The following is a 26,965-nucleotide window of genomic DNA, read 5'->3' as shown; positions in this document are numbered from 1 at the left end:
CGGATTAAAAGAAATGGAAATTAAATTATCGGAACTGAAAACCGGAAAAATCCTTTATACCAATATATATGCAAGTAATTTCGAAACTGAATCAGATATTGAAGAGGTTGAGCGGGTATTTTCCGGAGCGGATTATCAGGTAAAAATACGCGAGAACTGGTTTGATGGAATTCATATTAATCTAACTGAGATCGAAACCGTAGGTGGTATGGATTTTTTGTACGATACTACTGCAGGCAATATTGGATTTTGTTATTGTCTCGATGGAAATATAAATTGTTATTACAAGAACGGAGGCAATGACATAAGTTCTATGGCATCAAAACAACAACATGTTAATGATAAAGAATTAAACAATGTTGTACTAAGTGTTTCGGAAAAAGCAAGGTATGTTTATATCCAACTTACAAAATCTTATTTTGATAAGATAGCCGATGCTGAATTCAAACTAGAAAACTTATCAGTTAAAAAAAATACTCCTCCTGAAATTGATTTATTACTACAGGCAATTACTAATTCACCACATACAGGCAGACTAAAACGCATATTTATTGAGTCAAAGATTTTCGAACTCATCATATTTTACATCAGCCAAAATACTAAAAAGGAAACTTTTTCACTGAAAAAAGTAGATATAGATAAAATTTTATTAGCGAAAAAAATTGTCGAGGGCAATTTGCAAAATCCAAATTCATTAATGGAACTTTCTAGAATGACTGGAATTAATGATTTTAAGTTGAAGAAAGGTTTTAAAGAAGTAACCGGATATACGGTTTTTGGTTATCTTTATAAAATAAGGATGGAAAAAGCTTATCAATATCTCACTGTTGATAAGAAGCCCGTTAATGAAGTATCATTTTTAGTTGGATACAAAAACCCTCAGCATTTTATTGCTGCGTTTAAAAAGTTATATCACATTCTTCCGGGTAGTTTAAACAGGAATTGATTTTACACAAACGTTTGGCTTTATTATTTATTTACTTCATTAACAATTAAATCAGATTCAACTATGGTATTAAAAAATGCCTGATTTTCAGGATTTGGGTTTGCCATCAAATCGAGGAGGATATTTGCCGCCTTTTGTCCCTGCAAATATGGGTATTGCTCCACAGAAGCAATAGGAGAATTATCTATATAACTGATAATTGGAAGATTAGCATAACTCACAATATCAAAATCGTTAATCACATTTAGCTTTTTGAAGTATTTAATTAGAAACAGCGCTACGTAATCATTAAAAGCAACAATTGCGGTCGGTTTTCTTTTATGATTTAAAAACTCATTTGCAGCTTCTATTGTTCCTTTTTCTGTTAAATCGCAATTAACAATAAGCGATGGATCAAATTTTAATCTATTAAAGCTAATGGCCTGTATATAGCCATCTTTACGTTCTTCGCTTGCAAAGAGCGTAGCTGGCCCATTAATCATTCCGATACTTCTATGGCCTTTCTTTAACAAATAATTAAGTGCCTTTACTGTAGCACTTTCAAGACTGCAGGCCACATAATGAACATTTTTAAATGGCGGGATACGATCGAAAAACACAACCGGAATATTAAAGGTGTTCAGTTTTTCAAAATGATCAAAATTTGAGGTGTCTTTGCTGATGGATACCAGTAAACCATCCACTCGTTGATTTTTCATTTTCTCAACGAGCTTAACTTCTTGCTCGTAATTATCATGAGATTGCGCAAAAATCACGGTGTAATTCTTTTTCAAAGCTTCATCTTCAATGGCCGATATAGCTGTTGAAAAGAAGTGCTCAGATAGCTCAGGCAGGATCACGCCAATAGTATAGGTTTTTCCCTTTTGAAATAAAATTGCAGCATTATTGGGCTGGTAATTTAGTGATTTTGCCAGCTGCTTAATTTTTTCTCTAGTAACAGCTCCGATGCTCGGATGATCATGTAACCCCCTGGATACGCTGGAAGGGGATATTTTCAAAATTTTGGCGATTTCCTTAATCGTTGTTGGTTTTGATTGCATTGCGCCGCTAAACTACTTTTTCATTTTGTAAATTACTAAATTAATCAAACGTTTGCGTGATATTTTTTCCTTCTTTTTTTCTGAAGGTATTTAAATATCGATACATTAGGTTAACAATATTTTTAAAATTAAACAAACGAGCAACAATTATAACGTATGAACAGAAGACAATTTGTGAGAAATGCAGGCTTAACAACTGCGGCTTTTGCGACAATTCCAGATCAATCCATTTTTGCCTCAACCGCTAGTACAAAAGTCAAGGTGGTGATGATTGGAGTGGGGTTGAGGGGCCAAAATCACTTAAGCCTGCTTTTAAACAGAAATGATGTTGATCTGGTAGCCATTTGCGATGTGGATGATAAAATGTTATCCATGAGTAAAGCCATCATAGCAAAAAGCGGTAAACCAATGCCTAAAATTTTTACGGGTGATGAAAATGCCTGGAAAAAGATGCTCGAACTAAAGGATATCAAAGCAGTCGTGATTTCAACGCCCTGGGAATTACACAAACCAATGATTTTGGGTGCCATTGGTGCTGGCATCAAATACATCGGCACAGAAGTAATATTGGGGATCAACTTGCAAGATCATTGGGATGTTGTCCATGCCGCGGAGGCGGGTGATGCACAGGTGATGATGTTGGAGAACGTTTGCTATCGCAGAGATGTTCTTGCTGCACTGAATATGGTACGCCAGGGTGTATTTGGCGAGATGATACATTTTCAAGGAGGCTATCAGCATGATTTACGAGAAGTTAAATTTAATGATGGAATCAATCCGTACGGCCACGGAGTTGAATTCGGTGATAAGGGTTTTTCAGAAGCCAAATGGAGAACAAACCATTCGGTTTACCGCAATGGAGATTTATATCCAACACATGGTATTGGCCCAATAGCACAATGTATTGATATTAACAGGGGTAACCGCTTTTTAAAGCTAAACTCTTTTGCTACCAAATCTCGTGGTTTACATAATTATATTGTTGAAAAGGGTGGTACAACTCATCCAAATGCAAAAGTTAATTTTAGGCTCGGTGATATTGTAACAACCACTATAGATTGTGCAAACGGGGAAACCATCATCTTACAACACGATACAAATTTACCAAGACCTTATTCTTTAGGCTTCCGTTTTCAGGGTACTAAAGGTTTGTGGATGGATGTAAATAAGAGCATTTATGTTGAAGGAGTAAGTAAGCCGCATGCGTGGGACAATGCTAAAGACTGGTTAGATAAATACGATCATCCACTATGGAAAAAATATGGTAATGATGCACAAGGGGCGGGACATGGTGGAATGGATTTTTTCGTCATTAATGCATTCATCGAATCTGCGAAACGTAATCTACCCACTCCACTCGATGTGTATGATGCGGCAGCTTGGAGTGCCATTACACCGTTAAGTGAGCAATCGATAGAATTAGGAAATGAAACAGTTGAATTTCCCGATTTTACTGGAGGCAAGTGGATGAGTAGAAAGCCAATATTCGCATTTAATGATGAATATTAAGTACTTATAAGTGTGTTGTAAAATTTAAGCTCCAGGTTTGGAGCTTTTTTGCTTTTCGCTGACTTGATTATTCGATACATAAATGTTCAAATATGTACATTGGCCAAAATTTTAATTTACATGATTGCCCTTTACACCATACTGATATTAACCGTTCTAGTTTTAATTATTACAAATCTTCCTGTATTTGGAAGATTACCTCGGGGATTGAGACTTGACAAAATTCATCACTTAAATAACTATCGTGATGGTGCTTTGCAGAACGAAAGCTTCACTCCAATGCAGCCTGAAGGCGTTAGTTTTTTCAAAGTGCTAAAAGCTTTTTTATTCGATAAGCATCCTGACAAAATTCCGTATAAAGCCTTAAAATTTACCCAGCCAGATCTCGATGGTAAACCATCAAGTGCCGCTCCGGAAATTATTTGGTTTGGGCATTCATCTTACCTGATTAAAATAAATGATACAAGAATTCTGGTTGATCCGGTATTCAGCAAAACGCCTTCGCCGTTTTCGTTTATCGGAAGTAAAGCTTTTCCAGGAACTTCTTTTGTTAAAGCTAAGGATTTTAAGAACATTGATGTGTTGCTCATTACTCACGATCATTATGACCATTTAGATTATGAAAGTATAAAAATAGTCGCTCCAAATGTAAAAGAGATTGTCACATCAATTGGCGTAGGAGCGCATTTAGAAAGATGGGGAATTGAAAGTGATAAGATAAAAGAATTGTGCTGGACTGAATCTGCTCAGGTTAATGCGAATTTAAAATTCACAGCTGTTCCTGCAAGACATTTTACCGGAAGAAAATTTAAGCGAAACCAAACGCTTTGGTCTGCTTTTGTTTTACAATACCAAGAATGGAAATTGTTTTTAGGCGGAGATTCTGGTTATGACACACATTTTTCGAAAATTGGAGAAGAATATGGACCTTTTGATCTGGCTCTATTAGAATGCGGCCAATATAATGCCTATTGGCCACATATTCATATGTTCCCTGAAGAAACGGTTCAGGCTGCTATTGATTTAAAAGCAGAAGTTTTAATGCCAGTGCATTGGGCTAAATTTAGTTTAGCCATGCACCCATGGAATGAGCCGATCAATAGGGTAGTCAAGGCGGCAGCTGAAAAAAACCTTAAAATAGCAACGCCGCAACTTGGCCAAACACTAATTTTAAATAGTGAAATGCCTGTGTCAAAATGGTGGACTGACTGATAAATTCGTAAACAATATTGACCATCTTGTGTTTACAATTTAAAATCAAATTACTTTATGAAAACTGATCTTGTAGAAATTTTTCAAACGATAAGAGCTGGTTTACAGCCATACGCAACTCGAGGTTATACTGTACATGAAAATTCTGAAACCGGGTACGATCTTTACAGCGAAAAAAATATCGAAAATGAAGGCGGTAAAACAACAGAACGATTTTTTGGCGGGATTTACATTAACGGGAATGCGGTAGAAGTGAAAGTAAATACAAATGAATTTTCAACTTCGAACCAGGAGTTGGTGCGCTTTGGTGATGATAAGTCGGGTTTAAAACTTACTGAACTTGATGACGTGAAATTGAAAGAAGTAGAGACACTAATTGAAATAATTCATGCGCACTTCAAAGAAAAGGAATGGATTTAAAGTTCTTTAGTTAATTTTGCCCAATATCACAATTACATAGATCATTGAGCAATTTAACAACAAAAGAAAATGCATGGCATCATCAAATAGTTTCAGCTTTGGCTGAGCTTAATTTGGGAAGCCATTTTTTTTTACTCGATCATTTTAGTCTACTCTCTATCAATAAACACCAGCTCATTATTCATTTAGTTAATGTAAACAACCACTTCAAGCCAGCCGAATTAATAGCGTTACAGTTAAACTATTCTTCCGAAGGCATCAAACTGATCCATTTATGGGAAGACGTCTGGTTTGTCAAACCCCGGCAGGCATTAGCAAGAATAATGTCGCTGTTGGGGTTGAATAAGAAAATACATGGGCGCAAAACAAAAATTCATAAATTAGATAAAGTTGCCACTGAAACTTTTTTAAATGAAAATCATTTGCAAGGTTACGTAAGCTGTAGGTATAAATTGGGATTATTCGAGAATGATGATCTTATTGCTGTGGCTACATTTTCAGCGCTCCGCAAAATGTCACACAGTATCGATTATAAATCAGCCGAACTTATTCGCTTCGCAGTTAAGTCTGGCTATTCTGTCTCGGGTGGTTTAAGTAAGCTACTGATGTATTTTTTCAAGCAATACAAACCCAATGATATCATGACCTATGCAGATCGCGATTGGTCAGCAGGTGAATCTTATCTTACTTTGGGATTTGATAAAACTGCTGAGTTAGCACCGCATTATTTTTCGTTGAATGAAGAAAAGGAAAGAAGCCTTGTTAAGGCACATCAACCAATGCAAATTAATGTCTTTAACACCGGAAGCTTAAAGTTTATCCTAAAAAATAAAAATGACTGATTTCAATCTCATCATTATTTTAGGTGCAACCGCCTCTGGTAAAACCAGGTTGGCCGTTCAGGTAGCCCATGCATTAAATGGTGAAATTATCAGTGCAGATAGCAGGCAGGTTTTTAAGAAAATGGACATCGGAACAGGTAAAGACCTTCAGGAATATAACTTTGACGACCAAAAAATTCCCTATCATTTAATAGATATCCTTCTGCCTGGAGAGCGATATCATGTAGACGCTTTTAAAAATGATTTCTACCGCGTATTCGAAGATATTTTGAGCAGGGGAAAAGTTCCTGTGTTATGTGGCGGGACTGGTTTATACATTCACAGCTTGTTGCAAAACCAGCGCTATACCGCTGTTCCGGTAAATGAAATGCTTAGGGCTAAATTGGAAAAGGAAACCAAAGAGGAATTAATTAGCAGGCTCCAAAAGTTTGAAAATACAGATTATGTGGATCTAAACTCAAAGAAGCGGTTAATCAGAGCCATCGAAGTCGCTCAATTTTTAAAATTTAATACAATTGAAACTGTTCCAAGATTAGAGATCAAACCGATAATTTTTGGATTAAAAAATGAAGTTGAAATCACCAGGGAGAAAATTTTAACAAGATTGGAGGAGCGGTTGAGCGGCGGAATGATTCAGGAAGTTCAGCATTTACTCGATGAAGGAATATCTAAAGAAATGCTGGTTTTCTACGGTTTAGAATATAAATTCATTGTTAATTATTTAAGCGGTTTGTTATCGGAGGATGAATTTAAGCTACGACTTGGGATTGCGATTTGCCAGTATGCAAAACGTCAAAACACTTTTTTTCGTAAGATGGAAAAGGACGGTGTATTGATAAATTGGCTTAATTCTTCGTTAACGCCAAACCTCTTAAAACAACAAATCTTAGATAAAGTTTTGAATAAAAATTAATTTATTGTAATGTCCAGATAATAATAAGTTTGTGTTGTACGCTTAAACAAAATAGCTCTTTTGGCACAGGTTTTGTAATTGTCGAGATATATTAGTTTAACTCAAAATTATTATCTTATAATGAAAACTCTTACTAAAATTATTGCTACCTCAGCAGCTGTTGTAGCTTTATTCTTTACAACAAACGTTAATGCACAATCACGAAAATTAGGTATAGGAGTAAATGTTGGTGCTGGTACAAATGATGCATATGGATTGGCTATCGGTGGTGATTTACGCTATCAATTTGATGTAGATAAACAATTATCTATTCCCGTAACTGCTGGATATACCCACTTAGTAGGAAAGGATATTGATGGTACAAATCTGAAATTTAGTGATTATGGTTATATCCCTGTAAAAGTTGGTGCTAAATATTTCTTCGACACAACTGGTTCTGGCCTTTATGGGCTTGCTGAAGTAGGTGCCGGATTTGGTATTACACCAAGTAACGCAGGAACAGGATTTATTTACTCTCCTGCAATTGGATACTCTTGGAGCAATGGAATTGATCTAAGTGCTAAATATGAAGGTAATACCGCTAAACCTGATTTTGCGGTTAACCCTCAAGGGTGGTTTGGTATCCGCTTAGCTTACGGCTTTAGCCTTTAATCCTCCAGGTAAATAATTCAAAAAAAGCCTCAACGAAAGTTGAGGCTTTTTTTATTAATAAAAATTTCTGAAAAAAATGAAAATTAAAAAATCTGTTCACCAGATATTATCGTATGTATATGCAAACCCTTTTATTAACTTAAATATATCTAACATGAAAACAATTACTAAATTATTCGCAACAGCACTTACTGCTTTTGCAATTTTCACTACAACAAATTTGAATGCTCAGGAGATGACTACAATGTCGACCAATAACGGTATGGCGTTTAAAGTAGGCGTTGGTTTAAACGGCGGTTTATTTAGAAAAAGCTCTCCAATGGAATACTCTTACGGAGCTGATTTAAAATTACAGTGGGATTTAACTAAAGATGTAGCAGTTACAGCATCTGGTGGTTATGCCAAATTGAAAGGTAGAAATAACGCTTTGGATTTTGATTTTATTCCTGCAAAAGGTGGTGTTAAAGTTTTTGCGATCGAAAGAATGTATCTTGCAGCAGAGGCTGGAGCAGGATTCGGAATAGAAGATGGTGCAAAAACTAATTTTATTTACACTGGCGGTTTAGGTTACGAGTGGAATAATGGTCTTGATATCGGCATCAGATATGAAGGTTATGTAAATGACAGCTCTTCGACTACCTATTTCAGACAGACTGGCCAATACGCTGTGAGATTAGCTTATAATTTCAAATTATAATTAAATCATCATATAATTCGAAAGCCTCGCAATTTGCGGGGCTTTTTTTATTGATTTAATATTAAAATTGCTATTTTGAGCCGAAAACCAAATACAATGAAAAAAATCCTAGGCATCGCCATATTAGCTACCATATTCGCCTGTAATCAAGCAGAGAAAAAATCGACAGCGGTTTCAGATTCAACAAATAGCAATACAACAAATGCTGCAACCAAAGTTGAAATTAAAGATGGGAAGAAGCTTGCGATTTTGACTGAATATGAAGATCTGAAGAACGCACTTGTTGCATCAGATGCGACTAAAGCACAAAAATCAGCATCGGTTCTTGAAAAAAGCTTAGCCAATTACGAAGGTTGTGAGCCTACCGCAGAAATTGCTGCTAAAATTGCGTCTAATAATGATCTTGTTGCACAACGGAAGAATTTCACAGTATTAAGTGCAGATGTGATCGCTTTATTTAAAACTACTGAGATTGAATCTGGTACACTTTACGTACAGCACTGCCCAATGGCAAATAAAGGAGATGGAGGAGACTGGCTTTCAACAGCAAAGGAAATTAGAAATCCTTATTATGGAAATGAGATGCTGGAATGTGGTCGTGTTGCGGAAGAAATCAAAGGAAAATAACCATAAAATGTACAAGTAATTAAGCATGATTGTTACGTCGGTTTGACTGATTATTCATATTAATTTAACAGATTTGTTATGCATGTATATTAATTTTATATAATTTAGAAAGCTATAAACACAATACAATAATATGTCAGATATTGCAGAGATTAAAGTTGATGGTAAGACAATAGAATTGCCAGTTATAACAGGAACAGAAGATGAAAAGGCCATTGATATTTCAAAATTAAGAGATCTTACAGGCTTTGTAACCTTAGATACTGGTTTTAAAAATACTGGTTCTACAAAAAGTAAAATCACTTTCTTAGATGGTGAAAAGGGGATATTGAAATATAGAGGCTATTCTATTGAAGAGCTGGCTGAAAAGTCGAGTTTCTTGGAAGTATCTTATTTAATCGTTTATGGTGAACTGCCAACTCAAACGCAATTAGATTCATTTCAAGCAGAAATTAGCAAGCATACATTAATTCATGAGGATATGAAGAAGTTTTTTGATGGTTATCCGTCAAGATCTCATCCAATGGGTCAGCTGGGTTCGCTAATATTCTCACTATCTACCTTTTATCCGGAGTGTTTAAAGCCAAATCAAACTGCTGAAGAACAAAACTTAACTATCATTAAGTTATTGGCTAAATTGCCTACGATTGTTTCTTTCATTTATAAAAAATCATTAGGTCATCCACTTATTTATCCTAAAAATAAATATGATTATGTGACCAATTTCCTTTGGATGACATTTGGCCAACGTACAGAAGATTACGACGTGAATCCAATTGTTGTAAGTGCGATGAATAAATTACTTATACTTCACGCAGACCATGAGCAAAACTGCTCAGCTTCAACAGTCCGCATAGTGGGTTCTTCTGATTGTAATTTATATGCTTCTGTTGCTGCCGGAATTGCGGCCCTCTGGGGACCGCTACATGGTGGTGCAAATCAGGCTGTTATCGATATGCTGGAATTAATCAAAGCAGATGGTGGTGATACTGAGAAGTGGATCGCTAAAGCTAAAGATAAGAACGATCCTTTCCGTATGATGGGATTTGGACATAGAGTTTACAAAAACTTTGACCCACGTGCTAAAATTATTAAAAAGGCTTGCGATGATATTTTAGAAAATCTAGGTATTGATGATCCGATTTTGGAAATCGCTAAAAAACTGGAAGAAGCTGCTTTAACAGATCAATATTTTATTGACAGAAAATTATATCCAAACGTAGATTTTTACTCGGGTATCATTTACAGAGCTTTGGGTTTCCCATCAGAAATGTTTACGGTATTGTTCGCATTAGGCCGTTTACCAGGATGGATTGCTCAATGGAAAGAAATGCATGAGAACAAAGAGCCAATTGGTCGTCCTCGTCAAATTTATGTTGGCGAAACCGATAGGGCTTTCGTTAGTATTAAAGATAGAAAGTAAATTACTTCGCATAAAAAAAAGCTTCAGGATTTCTGAAGCTTTTTTTTATGCCTGAATATTTTTATTTAAGTGGCTACGTAATAAATTAAATTCAACATCACCATTTCCGTCAGCTTTAACGATACGTAATAAAGAATGATAATTAAGAACATTTTTCCTATCACCTTTTTTCGCTGATAAAATACCCTTAAAGCATTAAACATGTACCAACAAATCCAGCATAACAGGCCAAGTTTAATAATGGTAGACATTATACTTCCGGCTCCAAAAACATACTTCATGACCGGCCTTGTAAATATTGACACAATGAAATAAGCCGTCATACCATGTATGGTAAATATTAAGTGATCAAGGTAATAGATATGATTTTTCCTAAAATTCCACATAACAAATAATGCCAGTAGAGGCATTAATAAGAAGTATTGTTTTGGCCTGTTGTGCTCTAATGTTTCTTGAATAACTTCCGATTTCTCTCCTATAGTGATGGCACGTTTCTTTATTAAACGATCAAACCAGTTATCCTGATCCTGTGGTTGCAGTTTTTTTTGTCTGGCTAGATATGCCGCATAGGTACTGTCATTACGGTCATCATGAATTTTGCTGAACTTTGAAATTACCTCCGTAAGGGAATCTGATTTATTAGCTTTATTATGTTTTTTAAGATTTTCCAAAGCAATTGTTTGTTCCTTAAAACTCAGGCTTTTGAATTCTTCACGATCCATATCTTCAGCAATCCGAGCCGTGGTTTCGTTCACTATGCCTGGGGCAGCGTTAGTTAAACCAGCTTCCTTGAGTTTTTTTTGTACACTATCTAGCGTGGCTTTCCTTTTTTGCGATTGAGCAGCTGTAAGTGGTTTGTGATTGTTTTCCTTTTCAACATGTTCAGGAGAATACGCAACTAAGAAATATACAATTGATACAAATATGTACATACTCACCGGATTGATATATCTTGCTCTTTTTCCTGCAAGGTAATCAAGCGTTACTTGCCCGGGTTTAGTTAAAAGTGGAACAAGCGTTTGGAAAAATTTATTGTCGAAGTGAAAGTAATGGGCAATACTGTGGCTAATGAAACCCCAGAAACTTTCTTTTAATTCTAAATTGGGTTGACCACAACTGCTGCAATAATGAGTTTCTACATGAGAACCGCAGTTCAGGCAATTATGTTCTTTTCTATACCTACCAGCTGACATAAAGGATTTCGAGATTGTTAATGAGTAATGGCATCAATAGCCTTTTCTTCGGCTTTGGTATGTTTGTGCTTAAATAGAATCGCAAATAAAATTGTAATTATCAGGGCATAAATGGTAAATGATAACCAGATGCTGTGCCAATCTTTCATATGGATGGTTTTATCAAATGATCCATTCTCCAAAATTGAAACGCCTTGAGTTTTAACAAAATTAAGCAAGTGACTATTGGTTGTTTCCGAACCTACAAAATCGGAAGTTGCCTGGATGTTATTGAAAGATTTGGTAAAATATTTGTCAATCATCCAGCCAGACACCAAGCTGCCGAACACCGCTCCGAAACCATTGGTCATCATCATAAACATTCCCTGGGCGGATGAACGCGTTTTCGCTGTTGTAGAGGTCTCTACAAATAGAGATCCTGAGATATTAAAGAAATCGAAAGCCATACCATAAACCACACACGATAAAATGATCATCCAAAGATTTCCTGCCGGATTACCATAAGCAAATAAGCCGAATCGGAAAACCCATGCAAGCATTGCAATAATCATTACCTTTTTAATTCCATAACGTTTTAAAAAGAAAGGAATGGCCAAAATGAAAAGGGTTTCTGATACTTGCGAGATTGACATGATGATGGTTGAATACTTCACCACAAAAGAATCAGCATATTTCGGGAAGTTCTTAAATTCATCTAAGAAAACGTCGCCATAAGCATTTGTGAGTTGTAGCGCACCACCTAAAAACATAGAGAAGATAAAGAACAAAGCCATTTTGTAATTGGCAAATAACTTGAAAGCCTCCAGACCTAAGGTTTGCATCAAGGAAGCTTTTTCTGATATTAATCTACTTGGTTTACATTTTGGAAGGGTAAACGCATAAATTCCTAATAATAAAGCTCCGGTTCCGGCAATATAAAACTGATATGCGCTTGCTTTATTCCCGGTTAGGTTGGTAATCCACATCGCGGCAATAAAACCAACAGTTCCCCATACACGGATAGGAGGGAAATCTTTCACAACATCTAGGTTTCCCGATTTTAATGTGGTGTATGAAATGGAATTACTCAAAGATATTGTTGGCATGTAAAAGCACATTGCCGCCAAAATTGTCCAGAAAAATGCATTTGGACTTTCTACTTGCGGCAGATAAAATAATACAGCCGCATATAAAATATGAAGTATGCCATAAAGTACTTCTGCATTTACCCATTTATCTGCAATAATACCAGTTAGTGTCGGCATAAATAAGGATGCAAAACCCATTGTTGCGAAAATGGCTCCAAACTGGGTGCCATCCCATTGTTTTGTGCCAAACCAATAATTTGCAATAGTGATAAGCCAGGCGCCCCACACAAAAAACTGCATAAAGCTCATCAAGGTTAAGCGAAACTTAACGTTCATCATATTTGTTTGTTTGATTTTTGAAAGTAAAGGCTGAATATAGAACTATTTTGAAACATAATTCAAAAATGAACCCAAATTATTTTAAACAATCTGGGTTCATTTTAAATTGTGGTATTGATGTAGAAATGCGTTGATAGATTGCTAATTCACAATCTATTTATTTTTCTAAGATTAAGATGTTCCTCTTTTATTTAACTCGTCTCTTAACCTCGCTGCTTTTTCGTAAGCCTCCTCTGCGATGGCTTCCTGAAGTTTTTGTTGTAACTCTTCAAGCGTTAAATCTCCAAAACCTTGTTGTTTAGATGAAGTTGGTGTAATATCTGCATCGGGTTCTTTAGCGATAGAATCCATATTTTCCAGAAATAGAAAATCGTTTCCTTCTATTACAATTCCGGCTGAAGCCAGAATAAATTCATAGGTGTAGATTAATGCATTAAACCGCACTGCAAGTGCAATTGCATCAGATGTTCTGGCATCAATTTCATGGGTATTTTTACCATCGCTACAAATTAGTTTGGCGTAAAAAACGCCATCCACTAAATTATAAATGATAATTTCCTGAATGTTGATATGAAAGGTATCTGCCATTGACTTAAATAAGTCATGTGTGAGTGGCCTACTGGGCGTCATTTTCTCAATTTCGATGGCAATGGCCTGGGCTTCGAAGGCGCCTATAATAATCGGAAGTCTTCGGCGACCATTCACTTCTCCTAAAACAAGGGCATAGGCACCAGATTGTGTCTGGCTGTAAGATAAACCTACAATATCTAATTTTACTTTCTTCATATTTCCAGATGTCATGCTGAGCTTGCCGAATCAATTTTTATTTCGGCAGACTCAGGTAGACATGATTATCCTTTGTGTGCTTTTAAAGCTTCAATTAATTTAGGTACTACTTCAAAAGCATCGCCAACAATTCCGTAGTCGGCAACTTTAAAGAAAGGCGCTTCCGGATCTTTATTGATTACAACAATCACTTTTGATGAGCTTACGCCTGCTAAATGTTGGATAGCACCAGAGATGCCAATAGCGATATAAAGATTTGGGCTAATTGCAATACCTGTTTGACCAACGTGTTCTGAATGCGGTCTCCAATCTGCATCAGAAACTGGCTTAGAGCATGCAGTTGCAGCGCCTAATAATCCAGCCAACTCTTCAATCATTCCCCAGTTTTCTGGTCCTTTCAAGCCTCTGCCGGCAGATACCACCAATTCTGCATCTGGTAACGACACTTTATCAGTTGCCCTAACAATGTCTTTGATAACAGTTCCCAAGTCTGATTGTTTAATGTCGGCAGAAAAGTTTTCAATAGCAACCTCTACAGCGTTTTCTTTAACACCAAAAGCATTTGGGTTTAACGCAATTACTTTATTTGCTGAAGTTAATTCGGTAACGGCAAATGCTTTTCCTGAAAAAGCCGTCTTTTTTATTGAAAATTTGCCATCGTTACTTGGAAGCTCAACCGCACCATCAGCCAAACCTGCTTTAAGTTTTACTGCAATACGAGGAGCGAGGCCCTTGCCAGAAAAGGAGTTGGACAATACCACAATATCAGCGGCTTCCTTTTCTGAAGCAGCGGCAATAACACTCGCATAAGCTTGATTAACGAAAGTTTTCAGTTGCTCGGCACTAACATTTAATACTTTAGAGGCCCCATATTTGCCTAATTCTTTCAATTCGTTTTCAGCAACATCGCCGATAGAAATGGCAGTTAAGTTTGTTGATTGTTGATCAGCAATTGCTTTTGCATAAGAAACAGCTTCAAAAACAGATTTCTTAAACTTACCTTCAGCTTGTTCTACATATACTAGTACAGACATATATTTATTTCTTTATCCTCAAAAAGGATTATGTAAACGATTTAATTACTTAATTTCAAATCTCCCTCAGGAGATTTATTAGTTTATATTACTTTGGCTTCGCTGTGAAGTAAGCCAATCAAAGATTCAGTTTGATCAGCCGGAATTAGCTTTACTGTTCCGCGTGGGGCAGGAGTTTCGTATTTGGTAATTTTAGTTACTTCTTCAAGTGCTACCGCGTCTACAACTGCTAAAGGTTTTGTACGGGCACTCATTATACCACGCATATTAGGAATTTTAGGTTCTGCAACACCTTCTGCACAGCTTGCTACGAATTTACCAGAAACCGTAACCACTTCCTTGCCGCCTTCAATTTCTCTCTCTACTGTTGCCGTATTTCCATCAACTTCTAATTTTTTGATAATGGAGATTGAAGGAATGTCTAAAAATTCACCAACCATTGCAGCAACCTGATTTCCATTATAATCAATTGATTCACGTCCGGTTAAAATCAAATCGAAATCTTTTTCTTTTGCATATTCTGCAATTTGTTTCGCAACAAAATAAGCGTCGCGAGGTGCTGCATTTACACGAACGGCCTCATCTGCACCTATCGCCAATGCTTTTCTAATGGTCGGATCGTTGGCAGCTTCTCCAACATTAATTACGGTTACAGTTCCTTTGCCACCTTCAGTTAGTTCAATTGCTCGAGATAACGCAATTTCGTCATACGGATTAACAATATATTGTACACCCGCAGTATTGAATTCGGTATTATCATTAGTAAAAGTTATTTTTGTCGTCGTGTCGGGCACGTTACTGATACAAACTAATATTTTCATATGTTAATAGTGGTTTTTAGTGAATATGAAATGCTCAGGGCTTAATGAAAAAGCTACCGATTTATCATATTAATTGTATTATTTATATAAGGTCTTTCTGCAAATTTAATTAAAAAAGCAAGGAAATAAAATGTCATCAAGCCGTTTAGCAAAGTTATTGGAGTTTTTAGAAAATGATCCTAATGATCCATTCATACTATATGCCTTAGCCACAGAGTATAACACTCAAAATGATAAGGGAAAAGCATATTCTTTTTACCTTCAGTTAACTGATAAGCATCCGGATTATGTTGGCACCTATTATCATTTGGGCAAGCTGTTAGAAAAAGATAATCAAAAAGAAAAAGCGATTGAGATTTACCAGAAAGGGATGCTTGTCGCCCGAAACAAAAGAGATATGCATGCTTTTTCTGAACTTCAAGGTGCCTACAATACAGCGGCAGGGTTAGATTATGAGGATGATTAATCTTTATAGTTATCATTCGCAAATAGACAATAATACAGCTATCATCCAATTTAATGCAAGCTAAACCCATCGCTGCGAAAAAGCAGTGGCTATTTATCAGAAACGTTGTGTTTTTTACATTCACTTCGTTTGGAGGTGCTCAAGCGCATCTGGCCTTATTGTTGAAATATTTTGTGCAAAGCACTAAATTTATTTCGGAAGAAGAATTGTTAGAACTCAATGCACTTGCTCAGGTTCTACCCGGACCAGCTTCTACGCAAACGCTAGTTGGTATAGCCTGGAAGGTAGGAAAGTTGAAACTGGCTATCATTACCTTTCTAATTTGGATTTTACCGACTGCCGCGATAATGACTTTTGCTGCAATAAGCTATGCACTTCTTGATCAAAAGCAGAAGTTTAATGATATCCTGGAATATATTCAACCTATTGCTTTAGGTATTGTAGCCTATGGTGCATGGAAACTTGGTAAAAAAGTGTTGTCATCGCAAGTTTCTATATTTCTGGCTGTCGGATCAGTGGTAGCAACTTTCGTGCTTAGAAACGCTTACGTATTTCCTCTGGCAATACTGGTTGGTGGAATTATTTCATCGGCAATTGAAACTCCCAGAGAGGAAACCGAATTAAGGGTGCGTTTATTTTCAAATTTAAATCCGAAGAAATTAATATATTTCCTGGGTGCTTTACTTCTTTTTGCTTTAGTTGGTGCCATTATTAACCGAACCTCTCCATTTAGTTTGCCGATTCGTTTGCTGGAGAATTTTTATCGTAATGGTATTCTGGTTTTCGGTGGCGGCCAGGTATTGGTTCCGTTAATGTTTACAGAATTTGTCGAAATGAAGCATTATTTGCCTTCTTCAGGATTTTTATCAGGTTTTGCCCTACAGCAAGCACTTCCCGGGCCGACATTTTCTTTTACCAGCTATTTGGGCGCTTTAAGCATGAGAAACTTCGGTTATGGCCTGTGGGGACAAATACTTGGCGGTTTAATCGGTGTGATTGGTATCAACTTACCTGGATTAATTTTAGTATTGTTTATTGTTCCATTTTGGGATGACTTGAAGAAAATCTCCAGAATCCGCCACAGTCTTTCGGGAATTAATGCCGTTAGCGTAGGGTTTATTATAGCCGCCTTTATTCTTTTACTAATTCCAATGGGTTTCAACCTGATATTTATAGGAATAATGATTGCAACTTTTTTGCTGTTAAATTTCACTAAAATTAGTCCACCAATTATCGTACTTGCAGGTATTTTAATAGGCTATCTGTTTTAGCATTTTTTTTTAAATATTATTCTATAAAAAAAGGGAAACTGATCGTTTCCCTTTCGAAGTATATTTTAATTAAAATGGTGGGTCATCATCACTGTAATCGTCCATTTTCGAAGGACGGATAATCACGTTGCTCTGTTTTTCAAAATCTTGAGAAGGATACATTCCTGCTGAAGGATCTGCTGCTGCAAATGATGTTGGCGCTGTAAAATCCTCTTCTAAATCTGTAAACTTCACAAACTTACCAACGAAACGTAATGGAACTATACCAGTTTCACCATTACGGTGTTTGGCAATGATTACCTCACCAATGCCTGCTTGTGATCTTCCTTGCTCATCTTCCGTAATACCATAATATTCAGGACGGTAAAGGAACAATACCATATCGGCATCCTGCTCAATAGATCCCGATTCACGTAAATCGGAAAGCATTGGCCTTTTTCCTTGTAAACCAGGTCTGCTTTCTACCGCACGACTCAACTGCGATAATGCCAGTACCGGCACATCGAGTTCTTTAGCTACAGATTTTAACGCTCTTGAAATACTACCAATTTCCTGCTCACGGTTACCGCCACCTTTTCCGCCTTCACCTTTACCATGCATCAACTGTAAATAATCGACAATAACGAGTTGAATATCGTATTGAGATTTTAGCCTTCTGCACTTGGCTCTAAACTCGAAAATATTTAAGGCCGGGGTATCATCTATTAATAACGGCGCTTCAGTTAAACGGCCGATTTTGCTATGTAATTGTTGCCATTCCCATTCCTGCAAATTACCTTTTCTAATTTTCTCCTGTTCAATTTCGGCTTCGCCGGATATCAGACGATTCACTAACTGAACGGATGACATCTCTAAGGAGAAAACTACAGTAGGTTTTTGGAAATCAACAGTCGCGTTTCGGGCGCAGGTAAGTACGAAGGCTGTTTTTCCCATCGCCGGACGAGCAGCAATGATTACCAGATCTTGTTTCTGCCAACCTCCGGTAATTCTATCTAATCCGGTAAAGCCGGTAGGAACCCCTGTCAAGCCATCTGTTTTAGTTCTTAGCTCTTCTAGTGTTGCTAAAGATTGTTTAATGATATCATCCATCTTTTGCGTATCTCTACGTAAATTATTCTGTGCAATATCAAATAATCCTTTCTCTGCATGATCCAGTAAATCAAAAATGTCCGCTGTATCTTCATAAGCGGTCGTAATAATATCTGTAGAAATTCTAATTAACTCTCTTTGAATATATTTTTGAGAAATAATACGGGCATGAAACTCAATGTTAGCTGCCGATGCTACTCGGTTGGTTAGGTTCGTAATGTAATAGGCACCACCAACCATCTCAAGTGCGCCCATCTGGCGAAGCTCTGCGGTAACGGTTAAAATATCAACAGGCTTAGATTTCTCAAAAAGCATATGAATAGCTTCAAAAATCTTTTGATGTGCCTCCTGATAAAAAACTTCGGGTTTTAAAATATCGATTACTGCCGAAAGAGCATCCTTTTCAAGCATTAAAGCACCCAAAACCGCCTCTTCTAAATCTAATGCTTGTGGAGGCAATTTGCCCATCGTACTTACGGTATTAGTTAATCGTGCTTTCCTCGCTGTTAAACTGTTTTTTCCGCCTTGTTCATTATCCATACTCATAATACAAAAGTAGGTAAAATTTGACGCGATTGTTTTAACAAGTTACTAGCTGTTTGTTAACAAATTGAAGTATAATCAGATTAAATTTTTCAACTTTTCTAAAAATCATCAATTTATAAACACTTAAATGTTGATAGGAAGTAGGGCACAGTAGATGAGGAAGGGTAGGTATTGGAATGGCAACAGGAATTTAAAATAGTAAAGCAACTAATCTATCTCCTGTTTTCAGTTTTGCGATCTTCATCAATCTATTTATGTTTCATATTCTTTGTTTGCAACCTCCATTAATTTAATCCTTAATATTTGCAATAGCAACAGATTTACCATCAAAACAATTACTTTTGCAAACAATTTCAAATCATGGATAATTTTAGAAGACCTCAGCGAGTAAAAGAAAATAATGAATTCGTATTCGGCATTAGAGCAGTAATTGAAGCGGTTAAGGCTGGAAGAGATATCGAAACCATCTATCAACAACGTGGTTTGGGTGGTGAGTTATTTTTGGAGTTAAAGGCGCTTCTAAAAGATACATTGATCCCTTTAAATTCTGTTCCAATTGAAAAATTGAACAGAATGTCGCAAAAAAACCATCAGGGTGTAATTGCAGTGATATCTCCAATTACCTATCAAAATATAGAAGACATCGTTCCAGCGGTTTTTGAAAAAGGGGAGGTGCCCTTAATATTAGTGCTGGATAGTGTAACTGATGTTCGCAATATGGGTGCGATAGCCCGTACGGCTGCATGCGTTGGCGTTCATGCGATTGTTGTGCCATTAAAAAATGCGGCTCAGATAAATGCTGATGCAATCAAAACTTCTGCCGGAGCATTATTTAGCATTCCCATTTGCAGGCACGCAAACCTCCATAAAACCTGTTTATTCTTGCAAGATAGTGGCTTGCAGATTGTAGCTTGTACTGAAAAAACCAGCGACTTGATTTATACACCCGATTACACCATGCCAACAGCCATTGTTATGGGTTCTGAAGATGAAGGTATATCAAATGATCTTTTAAGAGTAGCTGATCACTTGGCTAAGATACCCATGGCAGGAAAAATTGAATCTCTGAATGTATCTGTTTCGGCAGGTGTAATTTTATACGAGGCTGTCAGACAACGCACTACCGCCATGTAAATCTTAATTTGATTTCTAAATTGAAAATATAATTATGTATTTTTATTTAGAAATCAAACCTAAATGCTGCCTGCAAAAAACATTACTGAAGTTATTTCATGCCTGGATGAAATTATCGACATCAGCGTGGCAAAAAAATCTCGTGCAGGTTATTTTGCATGTTTGTATAGAAAGATGACTGTTGCTGTGCAAAATAGGATTAACAACGGGTTATTTGCAGATGGACCGAAAATGGAGAAGCTTATGTGATTTTTGCGAATCGTTATATCAGTGCCTATGTCTGTAATGCTAAAAACGCACCCTTAACATCATCCTGGAAATCCGCTTTTGTTGTAACAGCTCAACCATACACTGTAATTCAACATTTACTTATGGGTATGAATGCTCATATTAACCTTGATTTAGGGATCGCAGCAGCAGAAACCGCCAGAGGTGATGATATACAGCTAATTAAAAAAGATTTCGATCTGATTAATAATATTATTGGTAGCTTAATCAATATTGTGCAAAAAGATCTCGAAGAAATTTGTGCACCGATGAAACTGCTAAAATATGTCGATAACAGTAGTAAGGAATCAGTAATTAATTTTAGCATTACTGCAGCTAGAAATACGGCCTGGGCAAATGCACTTGCGCTTTCTGTAGTATTGCCAAATACGTACGATGGGTATATCAGTAATTTAGATAGTAAAATTGATATCGTGGCCCAGAACATTATTAACCCTAACTTTTCTCAAAGTATGATTTTAAGAACAGTTAGGGTTTTCGAACCAAAAGATGTTGGTGTAATTATTAAATTTTTACGCGATTAGATAAATTTATTACCAAATCTGGATTTTACTTCGGCCACAAATTCTTTTACTTTTTGTTCTTCGTTTCTTGGGCAAATCATGAGCATATTGTTATTTTCTACCACAATATAATCATGCAAACCCTGAAGGATAACCAGTTTATCTTTAGGCACATTCACCATGCAGTTAGATGAGTCGAACATAATCACTTGCTCCGAAGGGATAACAGCGTTTCCAACATAATCTTTTTCTGCCATCTCGTATATGGATGCCCAGGTTCCTAGGTCAGACCAACCGAAATCTGCAGGTAAAACGTAAACATTATCCGCTTTTTCCATGATACCAAAGTCGATGGAAATGTTCGTACACTGTAGATAAGCATTATTGATGAAATTCTTTTCACGGTCGGTGTTCATTTCTGATCTACCCAGATTGAAAATTTCATACATGTCTGGCAAATGTTTTTCAAAGGATTTTAAAATCGATTTCGCTGACCAGATAAAAATTCCTGCGTTCCAGAGAAAATCTCCACTTTGGATAAATGACTTTGCTAATTCAAGGTTAGGTTTCTCTGTAAAGGTCTTAACTTTATGTAAATCAGTATCAGTATTTAAAACATATTCCGTATGTTGGATATAGCCATATCCTGTATCAGGCCTGTTCGGTTTTATACCAAGCGTAATCAGACAATCATTTTTAGAAGCTGCATTTAAAGATTGACTTATGGATTCTATAAAGCCGTCGACATTTGCAATGGTGTGATCAGATGGCGCCACAACAATTGTAGCAGCCGGATTAAGCTCATAAATTTTTAAACTTCCATAGGCCACACATGGAGCCGTATTTCTAAGTAACGGTTCAGCTAATATCTGGTTGTCAGATAGTTCAGGTAATTGTTCCTTAACCAGATCAGAATAAATCTCATTAGTAACAATAAAAATATTCTCTGGTAAACAGATTTTTAAAAATCTTTCGTAAGTACTTTGAATTAAAGTTTTACCTACCCCAAAAAAATCGATAAATTGTTTAGGGTATTCAGTTCTGCTAACTGGCCAAAAGCGACTTCCGACCCCTCCAGCCATGATTAGTGCGTAATAATCTTTATTCATTTTATGTTTTAAAATTACACGATGCCTTCGTTCAAAAGATCATGCAAATGGATAATTCCAAAGTAAGTGTTTTGTTGGAGAACTAACAACTGTGTAATGTTATTTTCCTTAATTATGTGTAGTGCTTCTACGGCAAGTGCGTCGGCTTGTATACTTTTTGGTTGTTTACCCATAATGTCTTCTGCTTTTAACCCTGCAATACTCATGTTATTTTCAAGCATCCGCCTGATGTCTCCGTCGGTAATTACCCCTACAACCTGCTCCAACTCATCTACAACAGCAACAGCCCCTAAACGGTTTTTACTGATTTCAATTAACACATCTTTTACAGCTGCAGCGGGACTTATAGATGGTTTTTCATTGGAAAGTGCGAGGTCTTTTGCTCTGAGGTAAAGCTTTTTGCCTAGTGATCCGCCAGGATGATATTTCGCGAAATCAGATTCGTTAAATTCTCTGCATTCCAATAAACAAATAGCCAATGCATCTCCCAAAGCCAGTTGTGCAGTGGTACTTGTAGTAGGGGCTAAATTATGTGGGCATGCTTCTTTTTCGAAAGATGTATTTAGCACCAGATCAGCTTGTTCTGCAAGGAAAGATTCGAGTTCTCCAACCATACCAACCAGTTTGTTTCCGGCTGATTTTATTAGGGGTACCAACACTTTTATTTCCGGTGTATTTCCGCTCTTTGATAGGCAGATGATAACATCGTTACGCTGTATCATACCCAAATCGCCATGAATGGCATCTGCAGCATGCATAAATATTGCCGGAGTACCTGTTGAGTTGAATGTGGCGACTATTTTTTGAGCAATAATGGCGCTTTTTCCAATTCCAGTTACAATCACCCTGCCATCACATTGAAGAATGGTAGATACGACTTTTTCAAAATCATCGTTTATGTTTTTTGCAACATTTAAGATTGCTGCAGCTTCAAGCTCTAACGTGCTTATAGCCGATTGGATAATGTATTTTTTACTTTTCAAAGAGAAAATAATTGTTTGTTGATACTTGAAATTCTTGTAAAATTATGTTATTTTGGATACAAAAATAGCATCGCATATTTTATTACACAAAATGGACGTGAAAAAGTCGTTATTTGATAACCTGCAGAATTTTTTTGGGTTTGATAATTTCAAAGGTGATCAGGAGTCGATCATTACAAATATTTTAGAAGGCAATAACACATTTGTGATTATGCCAACGGGCGGAGGGAAGTCTATTTGCTATCAATTACCTGCTTTAATGAGCGAAGGAACTGCTATTGTGATTTCTCCGTTAATTGCTTTAATGAAAAATCAGGTAGACCAGTTAAGAGCATTTGGTGGAAATGATAGTATTGCACATTTTCTTAATTCGTCCCTAAACAAATCTGAAATTACTCAGGTAAAATCTGACCTCTTAAGCGGGCAGACAAAATTATTATACGTTGCTCCAGAATCTTTAGCCAAGCAAGACAATATTGAATTCTTAAATCTAATTAAGATCTCGTTTGTTGCTGTAGATGAAGCGCATTGTATTTCTGAATGGGGCCACGATTTCAGGCCAGAATACCGAAAAATTAAGCAGGTTATTGCTGGGTTAGGCAACAACATTCCGATTATAGCACTTACTGCCACAGCTACGCCTAAGGTACAACAAGATATTATGAAAAATCTTGGGATGACGGAGGCTACGCTTTTCAAATCATCATTTAACAGGCCTAATTTATTTTATGAAATCCGCCCTAAAAGGGATATTACGAAGGAAATTATCAAATACATTAAATCTAATCCTGGTAAATCAGGTATAATTTATTGTCTTAGCCGTAAAAAAGTTGAGGAAGTTGCTGAAGCTTTGAATCTTAATGGCATTAGTGCCTTACCTTACCATGCTGGCTTAGAACCAAAGGTTAGGGCAGAAACACAAGATAAGTTTTTGATGGAAGATGCGGAAGTAATTGTTGCGACGATTGCTTTTGGTATGGGGATTGACAAGCCAGATGTTCGTTTTGTTATTCACCACGATGTGCCAAAGAGTATGGAGGGTTATTATCAGGAAACTGGTAGAGCTGGACGTGATGGTGGCGAAGGTGTTTGCATTGCTTTCTATGCTCAAAAAGATGTAGATAAGCTAGCAAAGTTTATGAAAGATAAACCAGTTTCTGAACGTGAAATTGGTACACAAATACTAAAGGAAGTAATCGATTATGCTGAGTCAGGCGTTTGTCGTCGGAAACAGATTCTGCATTATTTTGGCGAAAACTTTAACGAAACCGGTTGCAATTGCATGTGCGATAATTGCAAAAAACCCAAGAAGCAGTTTGATGCCGAAGAAAATCTATCTACTCTTTTAAAATTTATTGATAAAACAGGCGAGAAATTCGATGATGTACATTTGCTAAATGTCTTCCTAGGTTTAGAAACTGCTCAAACTATTGCTTACGAGCACAGTAAGGTGCCGGAATTCGGAATTGGCAAGCAGGATGGGGAGTTACTATGGAAATCAGTGATCCGTCAGGCAGTTTTAAATAACTACCTTTTTAAAGATATTGATAATTACGGTTTACTTAAATTAACCAGGCAGGGGAAGGACTTTATCATTAACCCATATAGTTTAAAGTTCGTTCTAAATGAACTGATTGAAACTGGCGTTGTAGATGATGAAGATGATGTTAAACAGGGAACGGGTGCTTTAGATACGCACCTTCTTCAGTTGCTAAAGGATTTACGTAAGAAAATCGCGAAGCAAAAAAGCGTTCCTCCATTTGTAGTATTTCAAGACCCATCTTTGGAAGAGATGTGTACTCATTACCCAATTACAACCGAAGAACTTCGCCAGATTTCAGGTGTAGGGTCGGGTAAGGCGATGAAGTTTGGAACACCATTTATAGAGCTGATCAAAAAATATGTTGAGGATAACGACATCGAGCGACCAATTGATTTGATTATTAAAACTCAGGCCAATAAATCTCAGATGAAAGTTTCCATCATTCAAAATATTGATAGGCAGATTGGTTTAGAAGATATTGCTGATTCAAAAGGTATTACTTATGAGGAAATTCTGAAAGAAGTAGAATCGATTGTAAACTCAGGTACTAAGCTCAATTTAAATTATTTCATAGATGAGGTAATTGATGATGACAGACAGGATGAGGTTTTTGATTATTTCAGAGCTGCAGAAAGTGATTCGATTGATGAAGCACTTAACGAACTTGGTGAAACAGATTACACCCGCGAAGAAATTCAATTGATGCGAATTAAATTCATGTCGGAACTAGGAAACTAGCTTTGATGGATGATGGCAGATGTGAAATGGATGATGTTGTTCATTCGCGTTTGCCATCCACCATTTTCCATCATACATTATTCATCTTCCATTTTACATAACCCATTTACATGCTTAACTATTTAAACAATATAAAAAATACCGAATCGGGAAATTTCTTTCTAATGGCTGGTCCATGTGCAATTGAAGGCGAAGATATCGCCATGCGTATTGCAGAAAAAATTATCACGATTACAGATAAGCTACAAATTCCATATATTTTTAAGGGTTCTTACCGCAAAGCGAATAGAAGTAAAGGCAGTTCTTTCACCGGAATAGGCGATGAAAAAGCTTTACGTATTTTAGAGCGTGTTGGGCGAGAATTTGGCGTACCAACCGTAACAGATATACATGAAAGTGGCGAAGCTGCAATGGCTGCTGCTTACGTAGACGTATTGCAAATTCCTGCTTTTCTTTGTCGGCAGACAGATTTATTGGTTGCCGCAGCAGAAACTGGCAAAGTCGTTAATGTAAAAAAAGGACAGTTTTTATCTGCCGGTTCGATGAAATTTGCAGTAGAAAAAATTAAAGAGGCTGGAAATGATAAAGTAATTTTAACGGATAGGGGAAACACTTTTGGTTATCAGGATTTGATTGTCGATTATCGTGGTTTACCTGAAATGCAGAGTTTTGGCGTTCCAGTTGTGATGGATTGCACACATTCTTTGCAGCAACCTAATCAAAGTAGTGGTGTAACTGGTGGAAAACCGGAATTGATTTCGACCATCGCAAAAGCTGCAATTGCAGTTGGCGCCGATGGATTATTCATTGAAACACATCCCGACCCGGCAAATGCAAAATCTGACGGCGCAAACATGTTACATTTAGATTTATTAGAAGAAACGTTAACGAGATTAATCCGCATTAGGCAAGCAATTTTATAACTTGAAAAATTCAAAAGTATTCCTCACTGCCGAATGGCGAAAACTGGCTTTAGCCCAATATGCGGTTAATAAGGAAATACTTTTGAAATATCTACCGCCTCATACTGAGTTGGACGATTGGCAAGGGAAATATTATGTGAGCCTGGTAGGCTTTATGTTCGTTGATGTAAAATTGAGAGGTTTTAATATTCCTTTTCATACCAATTTTGAAGAAGTAAATCTTAGGTTCTACGTAAAGTATAAAGATGGAAAGGAATGGAAACGGGGCGTTGTTTTCTTAAAAGAAATAGTGCCGTTGCCAGCAATAACTTTTGTAGCCAATACCATTTACAAAGAAAACTACCAAACGTTACCAATGAAACACGTTTGGATAGAACAGGAGCATCAACTGGAGGTAGATTATCTTTGGAAGAACAAAACCTGGAATAAGTTTTCAGTAACGGCTTCAGCAAAAGCTGAAGAAATCGCGGTGGGTAGCGAAGAGGAATTTATTACCGAACATTATTGGGGTTACACTAAAATTGGTCCTAATAAGACTTCAGAATACGGTGTAGAACATCCGCGTTGGGAGGCTTATCCGATTAAAGATTATAAAATAGAAGTCGATTTTGGCGTAAATTACGGCAGTGATTTTGCATTCTTAAACAACGCGAAGCCAGATTCAGTAATGCTTGCCGAAGGTTCTGAAATAAGAGTTTTAAAAGGGAAGAAGTTTTAAGGATTACTCCACAATTAAATTTAGGAGATGTTTTAAATCGGTCTTCATTGCGAGACACGAAACAATCCTCCTCAATTAAATCGATAAATTGCTTCAACCAATAAAAATTGGTTTCAACCCTGGTAAGGACACGT

The 26,965-nt window shown here is 36.7% G+C and carries 25 protein-coding genes and 1 pseudogene; 17 read left to right on the top strand and 9 right to left on the bottom strand.

Annotated features, from left to right (window positions below; genetic code table 11):
• The first annotated feature begins 13 nt into the window (after positions 1 to 13).
• The gene (locus EA772_RS18785) at positions 14 to 946 is read left to right on the top strand and encodes a helix-turn-helix transcriptional regulator (protein ID WP_124914508.1); all 933 of its coding nucleotides are present in this window, start codon (positions 14 to 16) and stop codon (positions 944 to 946) included.
• A 23-nt stretch (positions 947 to 969) separates the two neighbouring features.
• On the opposite strand, the gene EA772_RS18780 is transcribed toward EA772_RS18785, so the two are convergent.
• Positions 970 to 1,986 (bottom strand): LacI family DNA-binding transcriptional regulator, encoded by a 1,017-nt coding sequence (locus tag EA772_RS18780; RefSeq protein WP_124914507.1) that lies wholly within the window; start codon positions 1,984 to 1,986, stop codon positions 970 to 972.
• Positions 1,987 to 2,142: 156 nt separating this feature from the next.
• Between EA772_RS18780 and EA772_RS18775 the strand changes: the two genes are divergently transcribed.
• The 9 genes from EA772_RS18775 to EA772_RS18735 all read left to right on the top strand — a co-directional run bounded on the left by EA772_RS18775 (position 2,143) and on the right by EA772_RS18735 (position 10,280).
• A complete protein-coding gene (locus tag EA772_RS18775) occupies positions 2,143 to 3,495 on the top strand; it encodes a Gfo/Idh/MocA family protein (RefSeq protein WP_124914506.1) in 1,353 nt (450 codons plus the stop codon).
• Positions 3,496 to 3,594: 99 nt separating this feature from the next.
• Positions 3,595 to 4,707, top strand: a complete 1,113-nt coding sequence (locus EA772_RS18770; RefSeq protein ID WP_124914505.1) for an MBL fold metallo-hydrolase — start codon at positions 3,595 to 3,597, stop codon at positions 4,705 to 4,707.
• A 57-nt stretch (positions 4,708 to 4,764) separates the two neighbouring features.
• The gene (locus tag EA772_RS18765) at positions 4,765 to 5,127 is read left to right on the top strand and encodes a hypothetical protein (protein ID WP_124914504.1); all 363 of its coding nucleotides are present in this window, start codon (positions 4,765 to 4,767) and stop codon (positions 5,125 to 5,127) included.
• A gap of 44 nt (positions 5,128 to 5,171) precedes the next feature.
• On the top strand, positions 5,172 to 5,969 hold the full coding sequence (locus EA772_RS18760) for a hypothetical protein (RefSeq protein WP_124914503.1): 798 nt from the start codon (positions 5,172 to 5,174) through the stop codon (positions 5,967 to 5,969).
• On the top strand, positions 5,962 to 6,882 hold the full coding sequence (miaA, locus tag EA772_RS18755) for a tRNA (adenosine(37)-N6)-dimethylallyltransferase MiaA (protein WP_124914502.1): 921 nt from the start codon (positions 5,962 to 5,964) through the stop codon (positions 6,880 to 6,882). Before EA772_RS18760 ends, miaA begins: the two co-directional genes overlap by 8 nt.
• Positions 6,883 to 7,002: 120 nt before the next feature.
• Entirely contained in the window at positions 7,003 to 7,533 is a 531-nt protein-coding gene (locus tag EA772_RS18750) for a hypothetical protein (RefSeq protein ID WP_210405052.1), read from the top strand.
• 154 nt (positions 7,534 to 7,687) lie between these two features.
• Positions 7,688 to 8,230, top strand: a complete 543-nt coding sequence (locus tag EA772_RS18745) for a hypothetical protein (protein ID WP_029204472.1) — start codon at positions 7,688 to 7,690, stop codon at positions 8,228 to 8,230.
• 96 nt (positions 8,231 to 8,326) lie between these two features.
• Positions 8,327 to 8,857 carry a DUF3347 domain-containing protein gene (locus tag EA772_RS18740; protein ID WP_124914501.1) on the top strand — a complete coding sequence of 177 codons (531 nt, stop codon included), beginning with the start codon at positions 8,327 to 8,329 and terminating at the stop codon, positions 8,855 to 8,857.
• A gap of 133 nt (positions 8,858 to 8,990) precedes the next feature.
• Entirely contained in the window at positions 8,991 to 10,280 is a 1,290-nt protein-coding gene (locus tag EA772_RS18735; protein WP_124914500.1) for a citrate synthase, read from the top strand.
• Positions 10,281 to 10,345: 65 nt separating this feature from the next.
• Here the strand turns inward: EA772_RS18735 and EA772_RS18730 are convergent, their stop codons facing one another.
• The 5 genes from EA772_RS18730 to EA772_RS18710 form a co-directional block, all read right to left on the bottom strand.
• Positions 10,346 to 11,473 (bottom strand): DUF3667 domain-containing protein, encoded by a 1,128-nt coding sequence (locus EA772_RS18730; RefSeq protein WP_124914499.1) that lies wholly within the window; start codon positions 11,471 to 11,473, stop codon positions 10,346 to 10,348.
• A gap of 17 nt (positions 11,474 to 11,490) precedes the next feature.
• Positions 11,491 to 12,876: a nucleoside permease gene (locus EA772_RS18725; protein WP_124915092.1), complete on the bottom strand. Its 1,386-nt coding sequence runs from the start codon at positions 12,874 to 12,876 to the stop codon at positions 11,491 to 11,493.
• A gap of 174 nt (positions 12,877 to 13,050) precedes the next feature.
• On the bottom strand, positions 13,051 to 13,665 hold the full coding sequence (locus EA772_RS18720) for a bifunctional nuclease family protein (RefSeq protein WP_029204471.1): 615 nt from the start codon (positions 13,663 to 13,665) through the stop codon (positions 13,051 to 13,053).
• Positions 13,666 to 13,730: 65 nt separating this feature from the next.
• Positions 13,731 to 14,699, bottom strand: coding sequence for an electron transfer flavoprotein subunit alpha/FixB family protein (locus EA772_RS18715; RefSeq protein WP_010602644.1), 969 nt, complete (start codon positions 14,697 to 14,699; stop codon positions 13,731 to 13,733).
• Between the two features lie 83 nt (positions 14,700 to 14,782).
• Positions 14,783 to 15,520 carry an electron transfer flavoprotein subunit beta/FixA family protein gene (locus EA772_RS18710; RefSeq protein ID WP_124914498.1) on the bottom strand — a complete coding sequence of 246 codons (738 nt, stop codon included), beginning with the start codon at positions 15,518 to 15,520 and terminating at the stop codon, positions 14,783 to 14,785.
• Between the two features lie 130 nt (positions 15,521 to 15,650).
• On the opposite strand from EA772_RS18710, the gene EA772_RS18705 reads away from it, so the two are divergent.
• Both EA772_RS18705 and chrA read left to right on the top strand, forming a co-directional pair.
• The gene (locus tag EA772_RS18705; protein ID WP_124914497.1) at positions 15,651 to 15,986 is read left to right on the top strand and encodes a tetratricopeptide repeat protein; all 336 of its coding nucleotides are present in this window, start codon (positions 15,651 to 15,653) and stop codon (positions 15,984 to 15,986) included.
• Positions 15,987 to 16,039: 53 nt separating this feature from the next.
• Complete coding sequence (gene chrA / locus EA772_RS18700; RefSeq protein WP_124914496.1) at positions 16,040 to 17,257, top strand: chromate efflux transporter; 1,218 nt, start codon at positions 16,040 to 16,042, stop codon at positions 17,255 to 17,257.
• Between the two features lie 69 nt (positions 17,258 to 17,326).
• Here the strand turns inward: chrA and dnaB are convergent, their stop codons facing one another.
• Positions 17,327 to 18,892, bottom strand: a complete 1,566-nt coding sequence (gene dnaB / locus EA772_RS18695) for a replicative DNA helicase (protein ID WP_124914495.1) — start codon at positions 18,890 to 18,892, stop codon at positions 17,327 to 17,329.
• A gap of 360 nt (positions 18,893 to 19,252) precedes the next feature.
• On the opposite strand from dnaB, the gene rlmB reads away from it, so the two are divergent.
• A complete protein-coding gene (rlmB, locus tag EA772_RS18690) occupies positions 19,253 to 20,026 on the top strand; it encodes a 23S rRNA (guanosine(2251)-2'-O)-methyltransferase RlmB (RefSeq protein WP_124914494.1) in 774 nt (257 codons plus the stop codon).
• Between the two features lie 63 nt (positions 20,027 to 20,089).
• Positions 20,090 to 20,838: pseudogene (locus EA772_RS22340) on the top strand (DUF5995 family protein).
• On the opposite strand, the gene EA772_RS18675 reads toward EA772_RS22340, so the two are convergent.
• Positions 20,835 to 21,926, bottom strand: a complete 1,092-nt coding sequence (locus EA772_RS18675) for a mannose-1-phosphate guanylyltransferase (protein WP_010600697.1) — start codon at positions 21,924 to 21,926, stop codon at positions 20,835 to 20,837. The pseudogene EA772_RS22340 and the gene EA772_RS18675 overlap by 4 nt on opposite strands.
• Before the next feature lie 14 nt (positions 21,927 to 21,940).
• The gene (locus EA772_RS18670; protein ID WP_124914491.1) at positions 21,941 to 22,909 is read right to left on the bottom strand and encodes an SIS domain-containing protein; all 969 of its coding nucleotides are present in this window, start codon (positions 22,907 to 22,909) and stop codon (positions 21,941 to 21,943) included.
• Between the two features lie 91 nt (positions 22,910 to 23,000).
• Here EA772_RS18670 and recQ point away from each other — a divergent pair, with 91 nt between their 5' ends.
• The 3 genes from recQ to EA772_RS18655 all read left to right on the top strand — a co-directional run bounded on the left by recQ (position 23,001) and on the right by EA772_RS18655 (position 26,831).
• On the top strand, positions 23,001 to 25,190 hold the full coding sequence (gene recQ / locus EA772_RS18665) for a DNA helicase RecQ (RefSeq protein ID WP_124915091.1): 2,190 nt from the start codon (positions 23,001 to 23,003) through the stop codon (positions 25,188 to 25,190).
• A gap of 110 nt (positions 25,191 to 25,300) precedes the next feature.
• Positions 25,301 to 26,113, top strand: coding sequence for a 3-deoxy-8-phosphooctulonate synthase (gene kdsA, locus EA772_RS18660; protein ID WP_124914490.1), 813 nt, complete (start codon positions 25,301 to 25,303; stop codon positions 26,111 to 26,113).
• Between the two features lies 1 nt (position 26,114).
• Complete coding sequence (locus EA772_RS18655; RefSeq protein WP_124914489.1) at positions 26,115 to 26,831, top strand: YqjF family protein; 717 nt, start codon at positions 26,115 to 26,117, stop codon at positions 26,829 to 26,831.
• Positions 26,832 to 26,965: the final 134 nt, after the last annotated feature.

Origin of the sequence: Pedobacter sp. G11, from assembly GCF_003860265.1 — a bacterium.
Lineage (GTDB): Bacteria > Bacteroidota > Bacteroidia > Sphingobacteriales > Sphingobacteriaceae > Pedobacter > Pedobacter agri.
The sequence above is the reverse complement of the archived record's forward strand: the minus strand, read 5'-3'. Positions and strand labels throughout refer to the sequence as shown.